Origin of the sequence: Pseudonocardia kujensis (assembly GCF_021283305.1) — a bacterium.
GTDB lineage: Bacteria > Actinomycetota > Actinomycetes > Mycobacteriales > Pseudonocardiaceae > Pseudonocardia > Pseudonocardia kujensis.
Map to the genome: position 1 here is coordinate 12008 of NZ_JAJSOK010000029.1, position 21872 is coordinate 33879.

Here is a 21872-nt window from a genome sequence, read left to right on the forward strand (position 1 = left end):
CGGCCGACCCCCGGCCCCGTCACGCGCGGCGGGCTCGGCGGCGGCGGGGGATCCGTGCCCGATCCTCGCAGAACCGGACGCGGTACGGGGTGCAGAGCGACGGACGCCATGCACACTCCCTGCGTGCCGGCGCACGCGGTGGGGGACCATGGAGGGGTGAGCGCCGACCCGACCCCCACCCCACAGGGCCCCCCGCCGCCGGGTAAGCCCTCGCGGGGTTCGCTGCGCGCCCGGGACATGCTGATGTGCCTCGCGGTGCTGCTGGTGATCGTCGCGGTCGGTGGCGGCGTGCGGTCCTGCTCCTTCGCCCCGGGCGGCCCGACCATCGACTCGAGCACCGCGCCGACGGTCGACGCGCCGGCCCAGCTCGCCGACTTCGCGCGGGCCTCCGAGTTCCCGCTACGCGTCCCCGCGGTCCCGCAGGGTTGGCGGAGCAACTCCACCGACCGCAGCCCCGTCGAGGGCGGCGGGACGGCCGTCCGCGTCGGGTACCTGACGCCGGAGGGCAAGTACCTGCGGTTCGTGCAGAGCGACGGCGCCGAGGAGGCCCTCGTCGCCACCGAGGCCGGCGGTCCGCTCGCCGGGACCGGGGTGACCGACGCCGCCGGGTTGCCCTGGGTGACCTACCAGAAGGCGGGCGGCGAGCCCTTCCGCGTCGCGACGGCACCGGACGACCCGCACGTCCGCTGGCTGATCACCGGCAGCGGCACCGACGCGGACTTCGTCGCGCTGGCCCGGGCGACCGTCGCCGGACAGATCCTCCCCGCGGGCGCCGAGCAGAACTGAGCTCCCTCGTCCGGGGCGCGGCCTCGGGCTCGACGACGCCGTCACCGGCCGCCGCGCCGCGGGATCAGTCCTCGGCCTCGGCGTCGGCGAGGGCCTTCTCGACCCGCTCCCGCGCCCCGGCCAGGCACTCCTCGCACCGCTTGGCCAGCGCCTCGCCGCGCTCCCACAGCGCGACCGTCTCGTCGAGGCCCAGCCCGCCCGTCTCCAGGGCGCGCACGACCTCGACCAGCTCGTCGCGGGCCTGCTCGTAGCCGAGCCCGCCCACCGGGGGACGCTCACTCATCGCGGCCATCCTCCACGGCCGCCCCGACGGTCCCGTCGCCGACCCTGATGCGCAGCCGGTCACCCGGCGCGACCTCGGTGGTCGAGCGCAGCACCGGCAGGATCTCGTCGCCGGTCCACCGCTGGACGATCGCGTAGCCGCGGGCCAGCGTCGCGGCCGGGCCCAGGGCGGTGAGGCGGGCCCGCAGGTGCGCGATCTCCGTGCCGTCCCGCTCCACCCGCCGCAGGACGGCCGCACGGGTGGCCGTCCGCAGACGCTCCAGCTCCTCGTGCCGGCGAGCCATGTCGCGCAACGGGTCGGCGAGGACGGGCCGGGCCCGCAACGCGTCGAGCGTCCGCTGCTCGCGGTCGACCCAGCCGTGCAGCGCGCGCCGGCCGCGGTCGCGCAGCCCGGTGATCCGCGCGATCTCCTCGGCGAGGTCGGGCACCAGCCGGCGGCCCGCCTCGGTGGGCGTGGAACACCGCAGGTCGGCAACGTGGTCGACGAGCGGGGTGTCCGGCTCGTGCCCGATCGCCGACACCACCGGCGTGCGGCACGCGGCCACCGCGCGGCACAGGGTCTCGTCGGAGAAGGGCAGCAGGTCCTCGACGCTGCCGCCGCCGCGGGCGAGCACGATCACGTCGACCGCCGGGTCCCGGTCGAGGATCTCCAGCGCCTCCACGATCTGCGCGACCGCCAGCCCGCCCTGGGTGGCGGTGTTCTCGATCCGGAACTCCACCGCGGGCCAGCGGGCCTGGGCGTTGCTCACGACGTCGTGCTCCGCCGCCGACGCCCGGCCGGTGATCAGCCCGATCCGCTGCGGGAGGAAGGGCAGCCGGCGCTTGCGGGCGGGGTCGAACAGCCCCTCCGCGGCCAGCAGCCGGCGCAGCCGCTCGATGCGGGCCAGCAGCTCGCCGAGCCCGACTGCGCGGATCCGGTCCACCCGCAGGCTCAACGTGCCGCGGCCCGGGAAGAAGGAGGGCTTGCCGTGCACGATTACCCGGTTGCCCTCGGCGACCACCTCGCGCTGCTCGGCGACCAGCGCCATCGGGGTCGTGAGCTGCAGCGACACGTTCGCCACGGGATCACGCAGGGTCAGGAACGCGGTTCCCGTGCCGGCGCGGGCGGTGACCTGTGCCAGTTGGCCCTCGACCCAGACCGCGCCCAGCCGGTCGATCCACTCGGAGATCTTCCGCGCGACCGTCCGGACCGGCCAGGGCGACTCCTCGGTCGACGGGCCGGCGCTCATCCCTCCCGGACCGTGGTGATCCGGTTCGACAGCATCGTGACGAAGGGCGGCCGGTTCTCGTGCGAGGTCTCCCAGATCAACAGCGCCTGCAGGCCGGGCAGGTCGAGCTTGCGCAGCTTGCCGCGCAACTGGTGCAGGTTCATCCCGGGGTACTCGGGCAGCACCGCGGGCGGGGTGTCGGCCTCGTCGCCGAGCGTCTGCTCGGCGATCCGCTCGATCGCGGCGCCCGCAGCCGGGTCGCCGGGCTCGGCGAGGTGGTCGCCCTCGACCCGGTCCTCGGCCCCGCTCGCCGTGCCTCCCGCGTACCCGGTCGCCGGCTCGACCTCGGCGCCCGGCGCGGGCACGAGGTCGGTGCCGGGGGTGATCGGCGACGCGGCGGCGTAGCCGTTGGTGGTGGGCTCGTCCCCCTCGTCGTCGAAGGTCGCCCAGGCGGGGGTCTCGGGGGCCTGGCCGAACGCGCCCAGGGCCTTGTCGCCCTTGATCGCCAGCTCGGTGACCTTCTGTTGCACGCGCATGGACGCCTGGAGGGCCTGGCTGACCGCGGTCACGGGGAACTCGACGACCAGGCGCGGCAGCTCGCGGACCTGCTCGACGGCGGTGGCGGCCAGGCCGGCGGCGATCCGCACCGGCATCGGTAGCGGGCTCATGACCGCATTGTCCCCCGTGATCGGCGGGCCCCGCAGCACGGGGCGGGGTCGCCTCACCCACATCCCACGGCGGCCGCGATCGGGCGCCCGTACCCTGGTCGGCATGAGTGGTACCGCCGGATCGGACGGCAAGCGCGTCCTCGTCGCGAAGCCCCGCGGGTACTGCGCGGGGGTGGACCGCGCGGTGGAGGCGGTCGAGCAGGCGCTCGAGCAGCACGGCGCGCCCGTCTACGTGCGCAAGCAGATCGTCCACAACAAGCACGTGGTGGAGACGCTGAGCGAGCGCGGCGCCGTGTTCGTCGACGAGACGAGCGAGGTCCCGGAGGGCGCGATCGTCGTCTTCTCCGCCCACGGCGTCTCGCCCGACGTGCGCGACGAGGCGAAGGCGCGCTCGCTGCAGACGATCGACGCCACCTGTCCGCTGGTCACGAAGGTGCACCAGGAGGCCAAGCGGTACGCGCGCGAGGACTACGACATCCTGCTCGTCGGGCACGCGGGCCACGAGGAGGTCGAGGGCACCTCCGGTGAGGCCCCCACCCACATCCAGCTGGTGGAGAGCGCCGCCGACGCCGAGAACGTCACCGTGCGGGACCCGGAGAAGGTCGTCTGGCTCTCCCAGACCACGCTGTCGGTCGACGAGACCATGGACACCGTCCGGGCGCTGCGCGAGCGGTACCCGACGCTGCAGAACCCGCCGAGCGACGACATCTGCTACGCCACCCAGAACCGCCAGGTCGCGGTCAAGGCGATGGCCCCGCAGTGCGACCTCGTGCTGGTCGTCGGCTCGCCGAACTCGTCGAACTCGGTGCGGCTGGTCGAGGTCGCGCTCGGCGCCGGGGCCGGCGCCGCGCACCTGATCGACTACGCCCGCGAGATCGACGAGGCGTGGCTCGAGGGCGTGCGGACCGTGGGCGTGACGAGCGGTGCCTCGGTGCCCGAGGTGCTGGTCCGCGGGGTCCTCGACTACCTGGCCGAGCGCGGCTGGGAGTCGGTCGAGGAGGTCACGACCGCCGAGGAGACCTTGACGTTCGCCCTGCCCCGCGAGCTCCGGCCGACCCGCGCCGGGCGCTGACCGGGGGCTCGTCGGGCTCGTCCTCGGGGAGGTCGCGGTCCCGGCCGCGCACCCCGAGGCGGCCGAGCCTGCTCAGGGCGTCGTCCGGGCCGGTGCGCTGCACGATCAGCCGCAGCAGCCCGATCAGCAGGGTGAGTCCGGTGGCCACTGCCATGATCGGGAACCCGTTGACCAGCGGGGCCCCGATCATGAGCACGGTCTCGGTGAGCCCGGGACCGGTCTGCCCGACCAGCAGCACGATCACCGGCACCAGCACGGCGACCAGCAGCGGCGGCTGCACCATCGGCCCGAACAGGTTGCGGCGGCGCACCCAGCCCACGGCGAGGATGCAGCCCACCACGTAGGCGATCCCGAACACCACGCCGAGGGTGCCGATCCGCAGCACGTCGATGAACACGCCGAGCGCGGTCAGCACCACGGCGAGCGCGACGGCCGCCAGCGGCGGGATGCCCAGCACCGTGGCCAGCGCCGACCGTTCGGTGACCGGCCAGCCGCCGGAGGACCGGGAGGCAGGGTCGCGCGATGTCACCCGTTCACGGTAGCCCGTGGCTCCTCCGGGCCCGCGTCGCGCGCCTGCCACCCGCCGCCGTCACCCTCCCGGGCCCCGTCCCGCGCTCCCGGTTCGGGCGCCAGCTCGTGCAGCGCGACCAGCGACTCGCCCGCGGAGGCGACGAGCTCCGGAGCCGACACCGCCCGCGGCACCCGCTCGACCGGGCTCGGCGCCTCCAGGTCGCCCTCGGACACCTTCAGCTCGGTGAGCCGGCGAGCGGTGACCAGTACGCGCGCCTCCAGCGAGGAGACGGTGCGGTTGTAGCTCTCCACCGCGCCGTCGAGGCTGCGGCCGAGCTTGGCGACGTGCGTGCCCATGGTGGCGAGCCGGCCGTGCAGCTCCCGGCCGAGCTGGTGCACCTGTGCGGCGTTGCGGGCCAGGGCCTCCTGCCGCCAGCCGTACGCGACGGTGCGCAGCAGCGCGATCAAGGTCGTGGGCGTCGCGATCACGACGTTGCGCGCGAAGGCGTGCTCCAGCAGCGCCGGGTCCGACCGGAGCGCCGCCTCCAGGAACGGGTCGCCCGGCACGAACAGCACCACGAACTCCGGGGTGGGCTCGAAGGACGCCCAGTAGGCCTTGGCCGAGAGCTGGTCCACGTGCGCCCGCAGCTGCCGGGCGTGGGACTGCAGCTTCTCGCGGTGCACCGCCGGGTCCTGGGTCTCGACCGCCTCCAGGTACGCCGCGAACGGCACCTTGGCGTCGACCACGATCTGCTTGCCCCCGGCGAGGTGCACGACCATGTCCGGCCGCACCCCGCCCTGGCCCTCGGCCGTGCCCTCGCCGGTCACCTGGGTGGAGAAGTCGCAGTGCTCGACCATGCCGGCGAGCTGCACGATCCGCTCCAGCTGCAGCTCGCCCCAGCGCCCGCGGACCTGCGGCGCGCGCAGCGCGGTGACCAGCTGCTTCGTCTCGCCGCGCAGCTTCTCCGAGTTCTGCGCCATGGCCTTGACCTGCTCGACGAGCCCCGCGTAGGCCGCCTCGCGCTCGCGCTCGACGGTCCGCAGCTGGCCCTCGACGCGCTGCAGGGCTGCGGCCATCGGGTCGAGCAGCTTCCCGATCGCGGTGGCACGCGCCGCCTCGTCGTGCTCCGCCTTGGCGTGCAGCGCCGCCGCGGCCTCCCGGATGCGGCCCTCCGCGAGGCTGACGAACTGCTCGTTGTTGCGCGACAACGCCTCGGCCGAGAGCGCCTGGAACGTCTCGCGCAGCTCCGCGTCCCGCGCGGTGAGCAGGCGCTCGCGCTCCAGCGCCGCCTCGCGCTCGCTGTTCAGCGCGGCCCGGGTGGCCGACACGTCCGCCTCCGCGCGGCGCAGCCGCTCGGTGGCGGTGCCCACCTCCTCGTGCAGCTCCTCGATGCGCTCCAGCAGCCCGGTCCGCTCCGCCTTGAACGCTGCGGCCTCCGCGCGGGCGCCCGCCGAAGCGGTGGCGGTGGCCCGGGCGGCCTCCGCCGCGGCGACCCGGTACCGGGCCCCGGCCAGCAGCCACGCCAGGCCGCCCCCGATCGCCAGGCCCAGGAGGAGCCCGGCGAGCAGGAGCGGCAACGCGTTCGAGAGATCCACGATCAGCAGGGTGCACCCGACCCCCGACAATTCCGGGGACCGGCACGCGCCCGCCCCCTGCCGGCTCAGCCGGTCTCGCGGTCGAGCAGGGACCGCTTCACGGGCAGTCCCCAGCGGAACCCGCCGAGCGTGCCGTCCGTCCGCAGCACCCGGTGGCAGGGCACGAAGAGGGCGGCGGCGTTGCGGGCGCAGGCCGACGCGGCGGCGCGCACCGCGGCCGGCCGGCCCGCCTTCGCGGCGAACTCGGTGTAGGTCACCGGGCCGCCGGCCGGGACGGTCCGCAGCACCTCCCAGGCATGCTCCAGGAACGCGCCGGAGCGCTGCCGCACCGGTACACCGTCCACGGCGGACAGCTGGCCGGCGTAGTAGGCGCGCACGGCCTCGGCGGCCGCGCCGCCGTCGCCGGGCTCCACGCGGGAGGGCCTGATCCCGGTGTGCACCAGCGGGACCAGGTCGCCGAGCGCGGCCGTCCAGCCCGAGGCGAGGACCGCCCCGTCGTCGTCGACGACCACGGTGAAGGGGCCGTCGGGGGTGTCGAGGGTCGTGCAGGTGCTCATGCCGTCCTCCAGACGGTCGGGTCGGCGGCCCGCCGGGTGGCGGCGCGCCAGAGGTGGGTGGCGGCGTAGGACCTCCAGGGCCGCCACTGGGCGGCGTGCCGGGTCAGGCCGTCCACGTCGGACGGCAGGCCCAGCGCCGCGGCGCCGCGGCGGACGGCGAGGTCGGACACCAGGGGTTCGTCGGGGTCGCCGAGCAGGCGCATCGCGACGTAGCCGGCGGTCCAGGGGCCCACGCCGGGCAGCGCGACCAGGTCCGCCCGCAGGGAGGCGGGGTCGCGCCCGGTGTCGAGCACGAGCGTGCCGTCGGCGACGGCGGCCGCGAGCCCGGCGAGGGCGGCGGCCCGGCGGGCGGGCCCGCCGACCGTCTCCGCGACCTGCTCCGCGAGCCGGTCGGCCGCCGGGAAGAGCCGGTCCGGGCCCTCGCCGGCCAGCTCCGGGGGCAGCGGGTCGCCCAGGGTGGCGACGAGCCGCGCCCCGGTCGTGCGGGCCGCGGGCACGGAGACCTGTTGACCGAGCAGGGCCCTGACGGCGATCTCGAGCCCGTCGGCCGCCCCGGGCAGCCGGATGCCGGGCGTCTCCGCCACGGAGGGCGCGAGGGCCGGGTCCCGGGCCAGGAGCTCGTCGACGGCGACGGGGTCCGCGTCGAGGTCCAGCAGCCGGCGCAGCCGCGCCACCGCCGGGCCCAGGTCGCGGGGTTCGGTGAGCCGCAGCTCCGCCCGCACGTGTCCCGGGGTGTGGTCGCCCAGCCGCAGCGCGACCACGGCGGGGCCGTGCGGCAACCGCAGCGTCCGCCGGTAGACGCCGTCCTCGACGGACTCCGCCCCGGCCAGCGCGCGGCCGGCGAAGTGGGCGAGGAGCCCCTCGGCGTCGAACGGCTCGCGGTGCGGCAAGCGCAGGCTCAACGTCCCGGCGACCGGTGCCGGCCCGCGCCCCGCGGACTCGCGGCGCAGCACGCTCGGCGTGACCGCGTAGACCTCGCGCACGGTGTCGTTGAACTGGCGGACGCTCGCGAAACCGGCGGCGAACGCGATGTCCGCCATCGACATCGGCGTCGTCTCGATGAGCAGGCGCGCGGTGTGCGCGCGGTGCGCCCGGGCCAGCGCCAGCGGGCCCGCGCCCAGCTCGGCCGTGACGATCCGGGTCAGGTGGCGCTCGGAGTAGCCCAGCGCCGTGGCCAGGCCGGCGACCCCGGCGCGTTCGACGACGCCGTCGGCGATGAGCCGCATGGCCCGGGCGGCGAGGTCGGAGCGGCTGTTCCAGTCCGGCGAGCCCGGGACGGCGTCGGGCAGGCAGCGCCGGCAGGCCCGGTAGCCGTGCTGCTGCGCGGCGGCCGCGGTCGGGTAGAACTCGACGTTGCGGCGCTTCGGCGTGGTCGCGGGGCACGAGGGCCGGCAGTAGATGCCCGTGGTGCGCACCGCCGTGATGAAGACGCCGTCGAACCGCGAGTCGCGCGCGGCGACGGCCCGGTAGCAGCGTTCGATGTCCAGCACGGGAACGACTGTGCCACCCCGCGCCACCGGGTTCTGGCGGGAATCGGACACCGGCGTCCACGGACCGGCCGCCGGTCAGCCCAGGCGGCAGAGGTTCCCGTCGAGCACGCCCATCCCGCAGGCCCGGCGGATGTTCGCGCGGGTGTCGGGGGAGAGGCGCTCGGCGACCGCGCGCCGGACCCGCTCCTGCCGGGCCTGGCCCGGGCGGCGCTCGACCACGGCGCTCTGCCGGTGGGCCACGGGCACGGCCGGGGTGACGGCGGGAGCCGGCGCCCGGACGGGCTGCGCCGCCGCGATCGCGGGAGTGAGCGCGATCGCGGCGAGCGTGCCGCCGTCGACGACGCCGGCCCCCGCGGGTTCGGGGGCCGCGGCGGGCCGGGTGGGGAGGTCGGGGGCCGTGGCCGGTGCCGCGGCGAAGGTCGGCAACGGCACGGAGGTGTCCGCCGAGGACAGCGACACCGCCGTCATCGTGCTGCCGGACAGTGCCGCCAGCACCGTCCCCGCGATCGCCGTCCGTCCCACCGCACCCGCCGTCACGCCCGCCCCTCTCGTCGTCCGGTACCCGGGCTATCGCCGGCGATCCCCGGGCGTTAGCCCGGACGGAGCAGCGAAACCCGAACGGGTGGTGATGCCAGTACCACCACGGCCGCGCAGGCAGCACCGCTCCCGCTCGGCAGGCTCGCCGGATGTATCCGGGGGACGGGTCGGAGAAGTCTTTCCGTCGTGACGGCCGGACGCCCCGGTCGTCGGGAAGGACGTCATGCGCCCCGCCGACCAGGCACCTGCGACCGAGGAGCCCTCCGCCCGGATCGACCGGCTCGCCCGCGCGGCCGCGACCGGCGACCGCCGGGCCTGCGAGGACCTGATGGCGGCGGTGCACCCGCCCGTGCTGCGCTACTGCCGCGTGCGGCTCGCCCAGGGCGCCGGCGACGCGACCTCGGCCGAGGACATGGCGCAGGACACGATGATCGCCCTGTTCAAGGCCCTGCCGAAGGCGGACCTGGACTCGGGGCCCTTCCTGGCCCTGGCGTTCACGATCGCGCGGAACAAGATCGTCGACACCGTGCGGCGGCGCGGCATCTCCCGCATCGACCTCACCGACCAGGTGCCCGACGGCGTCTCCACCGCCGAGGCCCCCGACGAGCTCAGCGTGCGCGCCGAGCAGGCCCGGATGGTGCAACGGCTGCTCGGGCGCCTGCCGGAGCGGCACCGCGACGTGGTGCGGCTGCGGCTGATCGAGGGCCTCTCCGCGGCAGAGACCGCGGCGGTGCTGGGCTCCACGCCCGGCTCCGTCCGCGTCACCCAGCACCGGGCCCTGACCACGTTGCGTCGCTACCTCGCCGAGCGGCAGGGAGCGGCCACGGACCGGCGGCGGAGCGGGGAGCTCGTCGCCGTGTGACGCGCCCCGCCGGCTCCGGAACGAGGGGTCCGGAGCCGGCGGGGCGGGACGACTACCCTGGACGCTCGTGTCCCTCACCCTCGGCATCGTCGGGCTGCCCAACGTCGGCAAGTCGACCCTGTTCAACGCCCTGACGCGCAACGACGTGCTCGCCGCGAACTACCCGTTCGCCACGATCGAGCCGAACGTCGGGGTGGTGCCGCTGCCGGACTCCCGGCTGGACCGGCTCGCCGAGATGTTCTCCTCGGCCAAGGTCGTCCCGGCCACGGTCTCCTTCGTCGACATCGCCGGGATCGTGAAGGGCGCCTCCGAGGGCGCCGGACTGGGCAACAAGTTCCTGGCGAACATCCGCGAGTCCGACGCGATCTGCCAGGTCGTGCGGGTGTTCTCCGACGACGACGTGGTCCACGTCGAGGGCAAGGTCGACCCGGCCTCGGACATCGAGACGATCGCGACCGAGCTGATCCTCGCCGACCTGCAGACGCTGGAGAAGGCGGTCCCGCGGCTGACCAAGGAAGCCCGGATGCAGAAGGACCGCCGGGAGGTGCTCGCCGCGGCCGAGGCCGCGGTGGAGATCCTCAACGCGGGTCGCACGCTGTTCCAGGCCGGCGTCGACCCCGCCCCGCTGCGCGAGCTGACCCTCCTGACCACCAAGCCGTTCCTCTACGTGTTCAACGCCGACGAGGGCGTGCTCACCGACGAGGCCCGCAAGAAGGAGCTGGCGGACCTCGTCGCGCCCGCCGACGCGGTGTTCCTCGACGCCAAGGTCGAGTCCGAGCTGCTCGAGCTCGACGAGGAGTCGGCCCGGGAGCTGCTGGAGTCGATCGGCCAGCCCGAGCCGGGCCTGTACTCGCTGGCCCGCGCCGGCTTCCACACGCTCGGCCTGCAGACCTACCTCACCGCCGGGCCCAAGGAGGCCCGTGCCTGGACGATCCACCGGGGCGACACCGCGCCCCAGGCCGCCGGCGTGATCCACTCGGACTTCGAGAAGGGGTTCATCAAGGCAGAGATCGTCTCCTACGACGACCTCGTCGAGGCCGGCTCGATGAACGCCGCCAAGGCCGCGGGCAAGGTCCGCATGGAGGGCAAGGACTACGTGATGCAGGACGGCGACGTGGTGGAGTTCCGCTTCAACGTGTAGCAGGGGCTATCTGCGCTGGTCATCGCACCTCCTGTCCGCCGTCGGTCCGCAGGGGGTCCGGAGGATCGCCCAAAGCCCCCGTCAACAGTCGATCAGCCGCGGCCCGCGTGCGGTCCTCGGCGGTCGGCCAAAGATCGGCGTAGATGTTCAGGGTCGTCGTGGCGGTGGCGTGTCCGAGAGCGCGCTGCACCATCACAACATCACATCCGGCAGCGATCGATCCGGAAGCGAAGTGGTGCCGCATGTCGTGCATCTTGAGTTCCTGCACCGACGCTTTCGCTCGGGCGCGCCGCCAGTAGTAGGTCACGGTGGTCTGGTGTGGAGGATTTCCGTCTCTTCCGTAGAACAACCACTCGCCGTGCCTCGTCAGTCCACGGGCCTCGACATGACGAGCAAGGATCTGCACGAGCCCGTCCGGCAGATGGATCGTCCGTTCGCTGCTGTACTTCGGCGCCCGAATCTCGACGCCGCCGCTGTTCTCACGCTGAACCTGGCGTCGGACCTGGAGGCGTCGTCCGAGTAACTCCACGTCGCCGAGCTGTACGGCGCAGATCTCCCCGACGCCGAGGCCGGCGAACGCGGCGAGCGCCAGCATGGGGCGGAACGGGTCCTCGGCGACTTCGAGCAACGTGCCCACCTGCTCGCTGGTGGGCAGCATCAGGGCTGCCTCGTTCCGCCGCTTCCGGGGAAGAACCACACCGTCCGTGGGGTCGGATTGGATGATCCCGTCGCGTACGGCGGCCTTGAACACGGCCCGGATGTTGTTGTAGCGAGTGGCGATGGTTTCCGGGGGCGAGGTCGCGGCTGGTCTCCGCCTTCACCCACCCTTCGACGTGCGAGCGGCGGATCGACCGCAGGGGTACGTCGCCGAACCCGGTCGATGAGTCACACTCGGCGCCGCGGCCACCGCCTTCGTCTTCGAGCTCTGTGAGAGGAACCCGAAGAGGATCAAGCGGTGGCCGCACCCATGCCCAGTCGACACGCCGCACGACCAGCTGCGACCCGACCACGACAGCGCGCCAAGGTTGAAGATCAAGCTAAGAGCTCGTTTCAGAATAGCCTCGGCGTGTCTGCTGTAGACGAACGCGGACCTCGGCCAAGCTGTCGGGCCGTGGTGGAGGATCTTGTTCCGGACTCGTTGTGGGAGCGGGTCGCTCCGCTGCTGCCCGCGCGGGCGCCGCGGCGGCGCCGGTTTCCCGGGCGGCTACCGGTGGACGACCGGGTCGCGCTGGCCGGGATCGTTCATGTGCTGCGGACCGGGATCACCTGGGACCAGCACCGACCGCGGTGATCGGCTGCTCCGGGGGTGACTTGTTGGCGGCGGGTGCGGGACTGGACCGAGGCCGGGTGTGACCGGCCCTTCATGAGCTGCTGCTCGCCGAGCTGCGCGCCGCCGGCCAGCTCGATGTGGACCGGATGGCGGTCGACGCCTCGCACGTGCACGCGCTCAAAGGGGGGCCATGTCGGGCCGTCCCCGGTCAACCGCGCCACCCCGGCTCCAAGCACCACCTGATCGACGGCCACGGGGTCCCCCTCGCGGTCACCCTGACTGGCGGGAACCGCCACGACGTCACCCAGCTGCTGGCACTGCTCGACGCGGTTCCACCGATCCGCGGGACCCGCGACACAAGCCCCGCGAACTCTACGCCGACCGCGGCTACGACTTCGACAAGTACCGGCGGCTGCTGTGCGAGCGTGGCATCCTTCCACGGATCGCGCGCCGCGGTGTCGCGCGCGGCTCCGGGCTGGGCAAGATCCGTCGGGTCGTTGAACGCGGCTTCGCCTGGCTGCACGCATTCAAGCGGCTACGGACCCGCTACGAACGCCGTGCCGACATCCACCTCGGACTACTCCAGCTCGCCTGCGCCCTGCTCTGCCATCGCCAGCTGACGACGTCATTCTGAATGACCTCTATGCCTCGAGCAGGTCCGCGAGCTGCACAACGAGGGCCGGCTCCGTTGTGGCCGGGTTCCTGGCGTCCCATACGTCTGACGTCTCAGGCAGGTCCAACTGGCATATCCCTCCAGGCCCCATCGACGACGTTCGACGAAGCTGGTCCGGCAACGCCGCATTGGAGGACGCCGAATGCGCTACGGATAAGCGACGATCGGGTCGCCCGGGCCGCCCCCGTGGCATCTGAAGCGGGGAAGGCAGTCTGGGGCCGTGGAGGAGAAGGTCGGTGAGTCCCGCGTGCGGTCGGCAGCAGTGTCGAGGCCTTTGATGGTCGGTGAGCGCGCCATGCTGTGCTCAGGCCGCGGGCAGCAGGCGGGTCAGGCGACTGAGACGGGACTCAGGGCCCTCGGTAATCGACCGCAATCTCTACCTCACTACACACGGGCGATCTGTGTACTTGGGCAAGCCCTCGCGACTAGAACGCAGTGCTCCTGCCCTCAGACGGTGAGGCTGTCGAATTTGACGAGAGCGGGCACAACGGCGGGTATCGCTGGAGGATCTCACACCGAGCGCGACCCGACGGAGATGCTGCGACAAAACGTCTGCGTGTTGCCGGCTTGCCGGGCCCCAGGATGGTCCATACCGGCGACAGCTGACGACGAAGGACCCCAATGAACGCGCGATTTGTCACAGTCGACGATGAAATCGATCTGTTCTGCACCGACAGCGGAGGCGATACAGGTGGTGGAACGTACCCCGTTGTTCTCGTGCATGGCTGGCTCTGCGATTCAGACGACTGGATCCACCTCCTTCCCCTGCTGACGCCCCGCACTCGGGTCATCACTCTCGATCTGCGCGGCCATGGACGGTTGACTGCCGCGCGCTCGGGCTACGGTCCTGCAGTCTTCGCCGACGACGTCGCCACAGTGATGCGAACACTTGGCGTCTCGAAGGCCCTGGTCGTCGGTCATTCGGCGGGGGCGGAGGTGGGGGTGCTGGTCGGTGACCGCCATCCGGCTCTGGTGGCCGGCTTGGTCGCCATCGATCCGGTTTATGCGCTCCCGCCGGAGCGTCGCGCAGGGTTCGAGGCGCGTGCAGAGAAATTGGCAGGGCCCGGCGCGGCCGCACTCGCCGCGAACCACTTTGCCTTGATTGAAGGGCCGCACACGTCGGCCTATCTGCGCGAATGGCATCAACGGAGACCGTTCGCGATCGCTCCGCACGTCATCGCGGAAACCTCCAGGGGCTTTGCGCTGGGGCCTGACAGCATCCGGTTGCGTCCCGGGGCCGACGCCGTACTGCTCCGCCGGAGGGTTCCGGTGTTCGCTGTCTACCGGGATGCGTCACAGGCTGCGGTTGACCGAGCGCTTTGCCCGCACCCGCTTAGCGAGTTCCACAGCTGGCCTGACGCCGGACATTGGCTGCACCAGGAGGATCCGGTGCGGTTCTACCGCATGTTCCGCAACTGGCTGGCGCGACTCGATCACTGAATTCCGAGGACGCTTGATACGGCATCGGCCCGGCCAACATGCGGCCGGACCGTCCGGCTGATCCGTCGGTCGATAATTGGGCGACATCGCGAACTTCGCCCACCTGGGAACGAATTCGCGATAGCGCGCATGTCCCACAGTTCGGACAAAGAGGTCCCACATGGACTCAACTGAAACTACGATGACCACCGAAAATCGGGCCGCCGAGAAAACGACCCCTGGTCCATCCGGCTATCGATGGATAATTCTGTTCCTGTGCTGGCTGGCCTTCACGGTCATCTACATCAACCGAACCGCCTGGTCGGTGGTGGCTGACAGCGCCTCGCATTCGCTCGGGCTGTCCGTCGCCCAACTCGGAATCTTCGCCACGTCGGTATCCGTCGGCTATGTCGTCGCAAACATTCCCGGTGGTATCCTTGCTGATCTCATTGGTGGCCGCGCCGCGGTGGGGATCTCACTGGTCGGCTCTGGCGCCCTCACTTTTGTGTTCGGCACCGTTACCAACCTCGGCCTAGGCATCGCTGTCCAGGTTCTCATCGGCCTCGTCAGTGGCGCTGACATCGCCGCGTTCACTAAGCTCCTCAGTCGCTGGTTCCCGCTCCAGGAACGCGGCACGGCCTTTGGTCTCTATATGACCTCGACGGCGGTCGGGGGTGTTCTCGCCAACGCCATCATCCCCAGCTTGATGGCGGAACTGCAGTGGAACGGTGTCTACTTCGTAATCGGCGTGCTGTCCATCGCGATTGGCGTCCTGTGCTGGTTGTTCCTGCGGAATAGGCCACCCCGTGAGGTCGCACCCGAGCCGAAGTCGCGCGACGGCCGGCTGAGTATTCTCATGATGCTGAGAAATCCCAACCTCGTTTGCCTCTCGGCCGCCGGCCTTGGCATGCAGTGGGGCACCCTTGGCTTCCTGGCCTGGGGCAACTTGTTGATGGTCAGGGGACTGGGGTTGTCCACCGGGAAGGCAGCCTTCCTCATGATCGTGGTGAGCACAACCGCGATCGGTGCGAAACCGCTGGTCGGTTTTCTGTCCGACCGCGTTCGTGGGACCCGCAAGGCCCATCTCATGGTTCTCAGCGGCTACTTCGTCGTGATCCTCATCGTGTTCGGGTTTATGCACAGCTACGGCGCGATGCTCGCCGTGGCGCCGCTCCTGGGCCTCGGCGTCTACGGTTACACCGTCCTCACCAATTCGACAGTTCCTCAATACGCAGACCCTCGTTACGTCGCGAGCGCGTTTGGTTTCGCCAATACGTCTTGGCAGCTCGGGGGCGTCTTCGCACCCGTCGCCGTCGGCGCGGTCTTCGGTGCCACGGGATCACTTCTGCTCGCTCTCAGCGTGCTGGCGATTGGCCCCCTGCTCGGCGTAATCCTCCTCGTACCGATCCGAGAACAGCCTCAACCGGTAGCTGCTTGACTTCGGATCCCGACGAGCAGGGGCGGGGGTGTAGTGTGCACGGGCAGCGGAGCGAGGAGCGAGGGTGGAACTACGACACCTCACTTACTTTCTCGCGCTGGCCGAGCACCGCCATTTCGGTCGGGCCGCTGCCGCCGTCGGGATCAAGCAGCCCCCGTTCTCCCAGCAGATCAAGCAACTCGAGCAGGAGCTGGGGGTCGAGCTGGTGGAGCGGCTGCCGGGCGGTTCGAGGCTGACCGAGGCCGGATACACCTTCGCCGAGCACGCGCGTGCGGTTCACGCCGCTGTGGAGCGTGCTCGTGCTGAAACTCTCCGTGCGGCGCGCGGGGAGGTGGGCGGGATCGAGGTCGCCGCCTTGGCTTCCTCATTCACCAATGTTCTGCCCCGCATCCTGCGCGTGCTACGTACCCGCAAGCCAGATCTCGCTGTCCACCCTGTCGAGTATCTGCGCACGTCTGACGGCGTGCGTGCGGTGCTGGAGGGCACCGCGGATCTCGCTTTCGGCCGCCCTCCGCTCTCAACCGGCCGAGGGAGCGGCCAGCTGCTGGCACTACCCCTAATGACCGAGCAGGCGAGGCTGGTGCTACCCCGAGAACACCCACTGGGTAACCAGCCGACGGTCCATGTGTCAGCGCTCGTCCACCAGCAGTTCGTCCTCACACCGCTGGAGGAGCGCTTCCCTCGCTACCTTCACCTCGCTTGCGCCGCCGCCGGCTTCGAGCCCGCGATCGCGTGCACCGTGCAGGGGATCCACACAGTGGTGGGGATGGTGGCAGCCGGACTGGGCATCGCCGTCGCTCCCGAAAGCGCGGTCGTACCTGGAAGACTCGACGTCGTCTTCCGGCCGCTCGCGCCGACTGTCCTCGCCCCTCCGTTGAGCCTGATCTGGCGTGCCGACGACAGACGGGCATCCACCGCGGCCTTCTGGCAGCTGGCCCGGGAAGTATTGGAAATCGAGGCCGAGCCGGTATCCGAGCAGGAATTCGACCGCCGCTATCTCACCGCCCTGCGGGTGCAGCGGGGAGCCAGCTAAGGTCGCTCGCGGGCAAGAACGAGCATCCGCATCGACTCCGCTCGGATCGCAGGCCGCGGGACCACCGAGTCGGCGTCGGCAGCAACGCATCGCCGTCCAGCAACGCGGCACCGTCACCGCCGCCAGTCCGTGGCGTACTTGATCCAGACCTGCCAGGTTCTTGACGCAAGACACGCCGGGTCCTCGTCGGCGTCGGGCCCGGAGTCTCTCAAGCCGGGGAGCTCGCCCATCCGTCACACCATGGACGCTCCGGTGTGAAACGGATCGAGTTCCCGGCGTGCGGTGAGAGTGCCTGCGGCGGTCGGCCGCTGCCGGGCCTTACGCCGCGGCGATCGCGGCACGGAGTGGAGTAGACGGGCCTCATCGGTGGCCTTCGGATGCACGCTGCGCCGGGTGCGGTCGGCCACCGGATGCCTACACCCGGCTCCGGCGCCTAGGCCTGCTGAGTGAGCGGCGGCTGCGTGAACCCCAGCGCGCCGGCCGGCCGAAGTGCTCGTGACGACCTCGACCAGGTAAAGCAGGTGCCTGTGTGCTCCATGTCCGCCTCCTCGTTGCCGTCGATACCCGACGCGTATCGCCCATCTCCGTCTTACCTATCAACGGCAAGACTGAGCCTCGCGAGGGGCAATTCTGTCGGCTGTACGGCCTGCCCCGTGCGAGGGCACCACCAGAGAACTACCAGTGGAGATGAGAATGTTTGCTACGGACCAGGGCGGAGTGAGGTTCGGCCGCTCCGGCGTCCAGATCGGCAGGCTGGGGATCGGCGCGGGAACACAGTCGAACGTCGACGGCGAGCGAGCCTTTGACGGGATGCTCGAAGCCGCCTGGGCCCACGGGATCCGGCACTACGACACGGCGCCCCTCTACCTGGATGGCGAGAGTGAGCGCAGGCTCGGCCGCTTCGCCCGACGGCACGACCGCCGTGAGCTGACCGTGTCGACGAAGGTGGGCCGACTGGCGAACAGGCCCGGAGCGACGGACCTCGTCGCGGCGCGGCGCTTCGATTACACGGGCTCGGCGACCCGCGAGTCTGTCGAGCGGAGCCTTGAGCGGCTCGGCTTCGACCGGGTCGACATCGTCTACGTGCATGACATCGATTCGGCGATGCATGGATCGGGCTTTGAGGATGCCTTGGCGACGGTCCTGGACGAGTGCCTGCCCGCGCTGGAGCAGCTACGTGACGCCGGGGTGATCGGCGCGATCGGCGTGTCCAGCAGGCAATCCGAGGTCTGCCTGCGCATCGCTGCGCGCCACCCGGTGGATGGCTTCATGATGGCCGGTTCCTACACCCTGCTCAACCATGAGCCGGCCGAGCGACTCCTCCCGTTCTGTCTCGAGTCCGGCCAGTCCGTCGTAGTCGCGTCACCGTTCAACACCGGCATCCTGGCGTCCGGCAGCGCGCAATCCACCTATGACTACGGCCGTCCCGACGCCGACGTCCGCAGGCGGGTGTCTGCGATCGTTGCGGTTTGCGCTGCCCACGGGGTGGACATCTCCGCGGCCGCTCTTGCGTACCCGCTAAGGCATCCGGCGGTGACCTCGGTCGTCGTCGGGAATCGGTCGGCGGAGGAAGTCCGCATCAACGTCGCGGCCGCAGACCGCGTGATCCCCGCGCAGTTCTGGACGGATCTCGAGGACGCTGGTCTCATCCCGGCCGTGGCGGCCACCGGAACATCGAAGGAGAGCGGACGTGCGCTATAGCTATGCCACCGTGGCCCTGCCGACGCTCTCCCCTGCCGAGGCCTGCGCAGCGCTCCGACAAGCCGGGTTCGACGGGATCGAATGGAAGGTGGGCGAGGCTCCGTACGGCCGGTCGAGCAACGCGACCGATTTCCTCGTCGGCAACCGGTGCACGCTCTCGGAAGCGGATGGAGATCTGGCCCGGAAGTTGGCTGCGCGGCACGACCTCACCGTGGTCGGTCTCGGCCCCTACGTCCAGCTGGACGATGTTGCGGGGATGCGGCGGGTCCTGGACATGTCCGTACGCGCAGGCGCTCCCCAAGTCCGAGTGCAGGCACCGCGCCTGTCCCAGGCCTCCGGCCGCTACAAAGCCCTGCGAGACCGGTTTGTCGCCTTCCTGCACGAGATCGTGCCCGAGGGCGCTCGGCGGGGAGCCCGCATTGCGGTGGAGATCCACCACAACACGATCGTCCCGAGCGTCGGCCTCGCGATCCCGATCCTCACCGAGTTCGCGCCGACAGAGCTCGGGGTGATCTACGACGTCGGCAACATGGTCTACGAGGGGTACGAGGACTACCGCATCGGCATCGAGCTGCTGGGCCCTTACCTGCACCACGTCCACCTCAAGAATGTCGACGCCCGCCGTCGCCCCGATGGCAAGTGGAGCTACGGGTGGGCTCATCTCGACGACGGCCTGGTCGACGTGTCACGCGTCCTGGGCCTGCTGGACGACGCCGGCTACACGGGATGGGTGTCTTTGGAGGACCTCACCTTCGCGCACGACTCGCGGGCCGGCATCCGGTACAACGCCGACGTGCTGAGCCGGCTGCGGGCACCCGGATGGGGCCCCGGACTGACACCCACGACGAAGCACGGAAACACGACCGCGTCCTCCACGCAGACGACCACTCGCAGCCGCCGCGCGGGTGGACCGGACGAGTTCGATCTACCTGATGGCGGGGTCGACGCGCTGCTGTCGGCGTTGTCGGCGATCGACAGTCGGCTGCCCGCCTTCGTCTACGAGCGCGTTGACCCCGTCACCCGGGAGCCGGAGACCACCTGGATCGGCCTGCGAGTCGAGACCAGCGCCCTCACGCCGGACGCGGACGCCTTCGAGTGCTTGCGGGCGGAGCTGTCCGCAGCGCGCACGGATGGACCCGACGGCGGGGTGTTTGCACTGCTGGGGTACCCACACGACGCCACGTCTCAGCAGCTACTCGATGCTCCCGGCAATGAGCCTCCCGCAGGCCTGCTGCTGCGTCTGGTCGAGTACCTCGAGATCGACCACCGGCGAGGTGTGGGCCGAGTGGTGCAGTTGCGCGGGACTGCGGGAACGTCTTCGGAGGAGTGGGCGCAGAATTGCGCCATGGCGGTTCCCCGCCCCCTGCAGGAGTCCTCACAGGAGGAACGGTTCGGCTGGTCTGCGACTACCTCCGCACAGGAGTATGCCGAGGGGGTCGCCCGCTTCCAGGCCGGGGCCAGTGAGTCTGGCATCGGCGGCGTCGTCCTCTCCGTGCGGATGACCTCCCCGCGCCGCGCCGACCCGGTTGAAAGCTACCGGGTGCTCCGGTCGATCAACCCCTCCACCTGCATGTTCCTTATTCAGCACGACGACTTCGCGCTGTGGGGGGCGACTTCGCTCTCGCTGGCCCAGATCACCGACCGGCGGGTCGTCGCCGAGACCGACGGCGCCACCCACCCCGTCCCACACCTGCCCGATGGCGAGACCTACACCTGGCACCCCGCTCCAAAGGAGATTGCGGAGTACGACGTCGTCGCAAACGCCATCTGGGAAGATTTCACCGGCATCGCCGAGCCGGGGACGCAGAAGTTCAGCCGGGAACGCGAGCAGCGCGTGTTCTTCGGGCTGGGACACCTGTTCGCCGAGGTCCAGGCGGACCTTGCCACCGGCCGGGACGAGGTCGACGCGATCCGCGCCCTGTTCCCGCACGGCGCCGCCGTCGGACACCCGCGCGAGGCGGCCACGTCGCTGATCAGCGAGATCGAGAAGGTCCACCGGGGTCCCTTCTCCGGCGCCGTCGGCCTCTTCCGACCGAACCACGCGGACACCGCGGCGGTCACCAGGTCGATGTGGACGACTCCAGCTGGCAGCGTCACACAGGCAGGCGCGAAGGTCGTTCCGGAGAGCATCGCCGAGGAGGAGTACGCAGAGTCCGTGCTGAAGACGCAGGCTCTCCGCACGTCGGCACGTGAGTTCACCCCGTACTAAACCGCGCCGGCCCCTACACCGCACCGCCGACTCGCTGACAACCTCGAGGAAGAGGCTCATGTCCGACAGCCCAGAGAACACCACTGTCCACGACCGGCCCCTCACGTCTGACCCCCGTCGCCAGCAACGTATGGTCCGACGCGCCGCACTCGCGAGCTTCTTCGGCAGCACCGCGGAGTACTACGACTTCCTGATCTACGGTACCGCCGCCGCGCTCGTGTTCAACGAGGTCTTCTTCCCCGGCGAGGACCCGACCGCCGGCACCCTCGCCGCCCTCGCGACCTTCGGCGTGGGCTACATCGCCCGTCCCCTTGGAGCGATCTTCTTCGGCCACCTCGGCGACCGCATCGGCCGCCGAAAGGTACTCAACACCACCCTGTCCCTGATGGGGCTCTCGACCTTCGCGATCGGATGCATTCCCAGCTACGACTCGATTGGCATTATCGCTCCGCTGCTCCTCGTGATTGCCCGCCTCGTGCAAGGACTCTCCGCGGGCGCCGAAGGCGTCGGCGCCAGCCTGCTGACCATCGAACACGCACCCAGCAACCGCACAGGATTCTGGTCCAGTTGGATGCTCAACGGGACTTCCGCCGGAGCCACGCTCGGAACTCTCGTCTTCATCCCGATCGCGGGGCTTCCGGACAATCAATTGATATCCTGGGGATGGCGGATCCCGTTCTTCGCCGGGGTCTTGACCGCTGTGATCGGGCTGCTGATACGGCGAGGCGTAGCAGAATCTCCCGAGTTCACCCGCAAGAACGCCTCTGCCGGGTCGACGCGGCACGCCTCCTCGCATGTCCCTCTGGCCGGCCTGCTGCGCCGCCAGCCACTGCCACTACTCCTCGTTTTCCTAGCCTATCTGTTCTCGAGCTTGTCCACCTTCGTCCTCGTCTTTGGCCTGTCCTACGGTACGCAGCAACACTCACTGGATAAGGCGAGCATGTTGGCCGCAATGACAGGCAGTCAGCTCGTGGCTCTTGTTTTCCACCCGCTGTTCGGCGCTCTGGCGGACCGGTACGGAAAAAAGCGGGTATTCGTAAGCGGAGCGCTTCTCACTGCCGTGGGAGTCTTCCCCTACATGGCGGCCATCGGGGCCGAGAACCTGGCCGCAGTATTCGCTATGACGCTGGTCCTCAAGGGCGTCATCTACTCGGCCCCGAACGGACTGTGGCCATCGTTCTTCTCCGAGCGTTTCGCGCCGGAGCTCCGCTACACTGCTGTTGGGCTCGCTACCCAGATCGGTATTGTTTTGACCGGGTTCACGCCGACTCTCGCCTACCTCGTAATCGGCGACGGCTCCCTTGGGTGGCTCCCGGCGGCCCTGCTCGTTGGCGGACTCTGCGTCATCGCGGCCGTCGCCGCAGGTGTCTCCCGTCCCTACCGGCCGAACCCTGCGTCCGCATTCGAGAAAAAGGTCTGA

19 protein-coding genes and 1 pseudogene are annotated in these 21872 nt (G+C 70.9%); 11 read left to right on the forward strand and 9 right to left on the reverse strand.

Annotation, left to right across the window (positions count from 1 at the left end; translation table 11 throughout):
• The first annotated feature begins 156 nt into the window (after nucleotides 1-156).
• Complete coding sequence (locus LWC35_RS20525; RefSeq protein ID WP_232871790.1) at nucleotides 157-786, forward strand: DUF4245 domain-containing protein; 630 nt, start codon at nucleotides 157-159, stop codon at nucleotides 784-786.
• Nucleotides 787-850: 64 nt separating this feature from the next.
• On the opposite strand, the gene LWC35_RS20530 is transcribed toward LWC35_RS20525, so the two are convergent.
• Genes LWC35_RS20530 through LWC35_RS20540 form a run of 3 tightly spaced genes read right to left on the reverse strand, consistent with a single transcriptional unit; the run spans nucleotide 851 to nucleotide 2944 of the window.
• Nucleotides 851-1069, reverse strand: a complete 219-nt coding sequence (locus LWC35_RS20530; protein ID WP_232871791.1) for an exodeoxyribonuclease VII small subunit — start codon at nucleotides 1067-1069, stop codon at nucleotides 851-853.
• Nucleotides 1062-2297, reverse strand: a complete 1236-nt coding sequence (gene xseA / locus LWC35_RS20535; protein WP_232871792.1) for an exodeoxyribonuclease VII large subunit — start codon at nucleotides 2295-2297, stop codon at nucleotides 1062-1064. The genes LWC35_RS20530 and xseA overlap by 8 nt, the downstream gene beginning before the upstream one ends.
• Complete coding sequence (locus LWC35_RS20540) at nucleotides 2294-2944, reverse strand: lipid droplet-associated protein (RefSeq protein WP_232871793.1); 651 nt, start codon at nucleotides 2942-2944, stop codon at nucleotides 2294-2296. Before LWC35_RS20540 ends, xseA begins: the two co-directional genes overlap by 4 nt.
• Nucleotides 2945-3047: 103 nt before the next feature.
• Here LWC35_RS20540 and LWC35_RS20545 point away from each other — a divergent pair, with 103 nt between their 5' ends.
• Complete coding sequence (locus tag LWC35_RS20545; protein WP_232871794.1) at nucleotides 3048-4016, forward strand: 4-hydroxy-3-methylbut-2-enyl diphosphate reductase; 969 nt, start codon at nucleotides 3048-3050, stop codon at nucleotides 4014-4016.
• Here LWC35_RS20545 and LWC35_RS20550 read toward each other — a convergent pair.
• The 5 genes from LWC35_RS20550 to LWC35_RS20570 form a co-directional block, all read right to left on the reverse strand.
• A complete protein-coding gene (locus tag LWC35_RS20550) occupies nucleotides 3946-4545 on the reverse strand; it encodes a DUF6542 domain-containing protein (RefSeq protein ID WP_232871795.1) in 600 nt (199 codons plus the stop codon). The genes LWC35_RS20545 and LWC35_RS20550 overlap by 71 nt on opposite strands.
• On the reverse strand, nucleotides 4542-6122 hold the full coding sequence (locus LWC35_RS20555; RefSeq protein WP_232871796.1) for a DNA recombination protein RmuC: 1581 nt from the start codon (nucleotides 6120-6122) through the stop codon (nucleotides 4542-4544). The genes LWC35_RS20550 and LWC35_RS20555 overlap by 4 nt, the downstream gene beginning before the upstream one ends.
• A 65-nt stretch (nucleotides 6123-6187) precedes the next feature.
• Nucleotides 6188-6679, reverse strand: coding sequence for a methylated-DNA--[protein]-cysteine S-methyltransferase (locus LWC35_RS20560; RefSeq protein WP_232871797.1), 492 nt, complete (start codon nucleotides 6677-6679; stop codon nucleotides 6188-6190).
• Nucleotides 6676-8169, reverse strand: a complete 1494-nt coding sequence (locus tag LWC35_RS20565; protein WP_232871798.1) for an AlkA N-terminal domain-containing protein — start codon at nucleotides 8167-8169, stop codon at nucleotides 6676-6678. Before LWC35_RS20565 ends, LWC35_RS20560 begins: the two co-directional genes overlap by 4 nt.
• A gap of 75 nt (nucleotides 8170-8244) precedes the next feature.
• A complete protein-coding gene (locus LWC35_RS20570) occupies nucleotides 8245-8706 on the reverse strand; it encodes a hypothetical protein (protein WP_232871799.1) in 462 nt (153 codons plus the stop codon).
• A gap of 223 nt (nucleotides 8707-8929) precedes the next feature.
• On the opposite strand from LWC35_RS20570, the gene LWC35_RS20575 reads away from it, so the two are divergent.
• Both LWC35_RS20575 and ychF read left to right on the forward strand, forming a co-directional pair.
• The gene (locus LWC35_RS20575; protein ID WP_232871800.1) at nucleotides 8930-9568 is read left to right on the forward strand and encodes a sigma-70 family RNA polymerase sigma factor; all 639 of its coding nucleotides are present in this window, start codon (nucleotides 8930-8932) and stop codon (nucleotides 9566-9568) included.
• 67 nt (nucleotides 9569-9635) lie between these two features.
• The gene (gene ychF / locus LWC35_RS20580; RefSeq protein WP_232871801.1) at nucleotides 9636-10709 is read left to right on the forward strand and encodes a redox-regulated ATPase YchF; all 1074 of its coding nucleotides are present in this window, start codon (nucleotides 9636-9638) and stop codon (nucleotides 10707-10709) included.
• A gap of 19 nt (nucleotides 10710-10728) precedes the next feature.
• Here the strand turns inward: ychF and LWC35_RS20585 are convergent, their stop codons facing one another.
• Nucleotides 10729-11460: a tyrosine-type recombinase/integrase gene (locus LWC35_RS20585; protein ID WP_232871802.1), complete on the reverse strand. Its 732-nt coding sequence runs from the start codon at nucleotides 11458-11460 to the stop codon at nucleotides 10729-10731.
• A gap of 360 nt (nucleotides 11461-11820) precedes the next feature.
• Here LWC35_RS20585 and LWC35_RS20590 point away from each other — a divergent pair.
• The 7 genes and pseudogenes from LWC35_RS20590 to LWC35_RS20620 all read left to right on the forward strand — a co-directional run bounded on the left by LWC35_RS20590 (nucleotide 11821) and on the right by LWC35_RS20620 (nucleotide 21872).
• Nucleotides 11821-12613 (forward strand): annotated as a pseudogene (locus LWC35_RS20590) (IS5 family transposase).
• A 660-nt stretch (nucleotides 12614-13273) separates the two neighbouring features.
• Nucleotides 13274-14092 carry an alpha/beta fold hydrolase gene (locus LWC35_RS20595; protein ID WP_232871803.1) on the forward strand — a complete coding sequence of 273 codons (819 nt, stop codon included), beginning with the start codon at nucleotides 13274-13276 and terminating at the stop codon, nucleotides 14090-14092.
• A 181-nt stretch (nucleotides 14093-14273) separates the two neighbouring features.
• On the forward strand, nucleotides 14274-15509 hold the full coding sequence (locus LWC35_RS20600; RefSeq protein WP_232871804.1) for an MFS transporter: 1236 nt from the start codon (nucleotides 14274-14276) through the stop codon (nucleotides 15507-15509).
• Nucleotides 15510-15573: 64 nt separating this feature from the next.
• Nucleotides 15574-16542, forward strand: a complete 969-nt coding sequence (locus LWC35_RS20605; RefSeq protein WP_232871805.1) for a LysR family transcriptional regulator — start codon at nucleotides 15574-15576, stop codon at nucleotides 16540-16542.
• 717 nt (nucleotides 16543-17259) lie between these two features.
• A complete protein-coding gene (locus LWC35_RS20610; RefSeq protein WP_232871806.1) occupies nucleotides 17260-18243 on the forward strand; it encodes an aldo/keto reductase in 984 nt (327 codons plus the stop codon).
• Nucleotides 18233-20452 (forward strand): chorismate-binding protein, encoded by a 2220-nt coding sequence (locus tag LWC35_RS20615; RefSeq protein ID WP_232871807.1) that lies wholly within the window; start codon nucleotides 18233-18235, stop codon nucleotides 20450-20452. The genes LWC35_RS20610 and LWC35_RS20615 overlap by 11 nt, the downstream gene beginning before the upstream one ends.
• 58 nt (nucleotides 20453-20510) lie before the next feature.
• On the forward strand, nucleotides 20511-21872 hold the full coding sequence (locus LWC35_RS20620) for an MFS transporter (RefSeq protein WP_232871808.1): 1362 nt from the start codon (nucleotides 20511-20513) through the stop codon (nucleotides 21870-21872).

What these genes read in the sequence shown, in the direction of transcription:
- LWC35_RS20545 (WP_232871794.1), top strand. Translation starts at nt 3,048, where the DNA reads ATGAGTGGTACCGCCGGATCGGACGGCAAGCGCGTCCTCGTCGCGAAG.
- LWC35_RS20575 (WP_232871800.1), top strand. Translation starts at nt 8,930, where the DNA reads ATGCGCCCCGCCGACCAGGCACCTGCGACCGAGGAGCCCTCCGCCCGG.
- LWC35_RS20620 (WP_232871808.1), top strand. Translation starts at nt 20,511, where the DNA reads ATGTCCGACAGCCCAGAGAACACCACTGTCCACGACCGGCCCCTCACG.
- xseA (WP_232871792.1), bottom strand. Translation starts at nt 2,297, where the DNA reads ATGAGCGCCGGCCCGTCGACCGAGGAGTCGCCCTGGCCGGTCCGGACG.
- LWC35_RS20540 (WP_232871793.1), bottom strand. Translation starts at nt 2,944, where the DNA reads ATGAGCCCGCTACCGATGCCGGTGCGGATCGCCGCCGGCCTGGCCGCC.
- LWC35_RS20595 (WP_232871803.1), top strand. Translation starts at nt 13,274, where the DNA reads ATGAACGCGCGATTTGTCACAGTCGACGATGAAATCGATCTGTTCTGC.
- LWC35_RS20600 (WP_232871804.1), top strand. Translation starts at nt 14,274, where the DNA reads ATGACCACCGAAAATCGGGCCGCCGAGAAAACGACCCCTGGTCCATCC.
- LWC35_RS20530 (WP_232871791.1), bottom strand. Translation starts at nt 1,069, where the DNA reads ATGAGTGAGCGTCCCCCGGTGGGCGGGCTCGGCTACGAGCAGGCCCGC.
- LWC35_RS20560 (WP_232871797.1), bottom strand. Translation starts at nt 6,679, where the DNA reads ATGAGCACCTGCACGACCCTCGACACCCCCGACGGCCCCTTCACCGTG.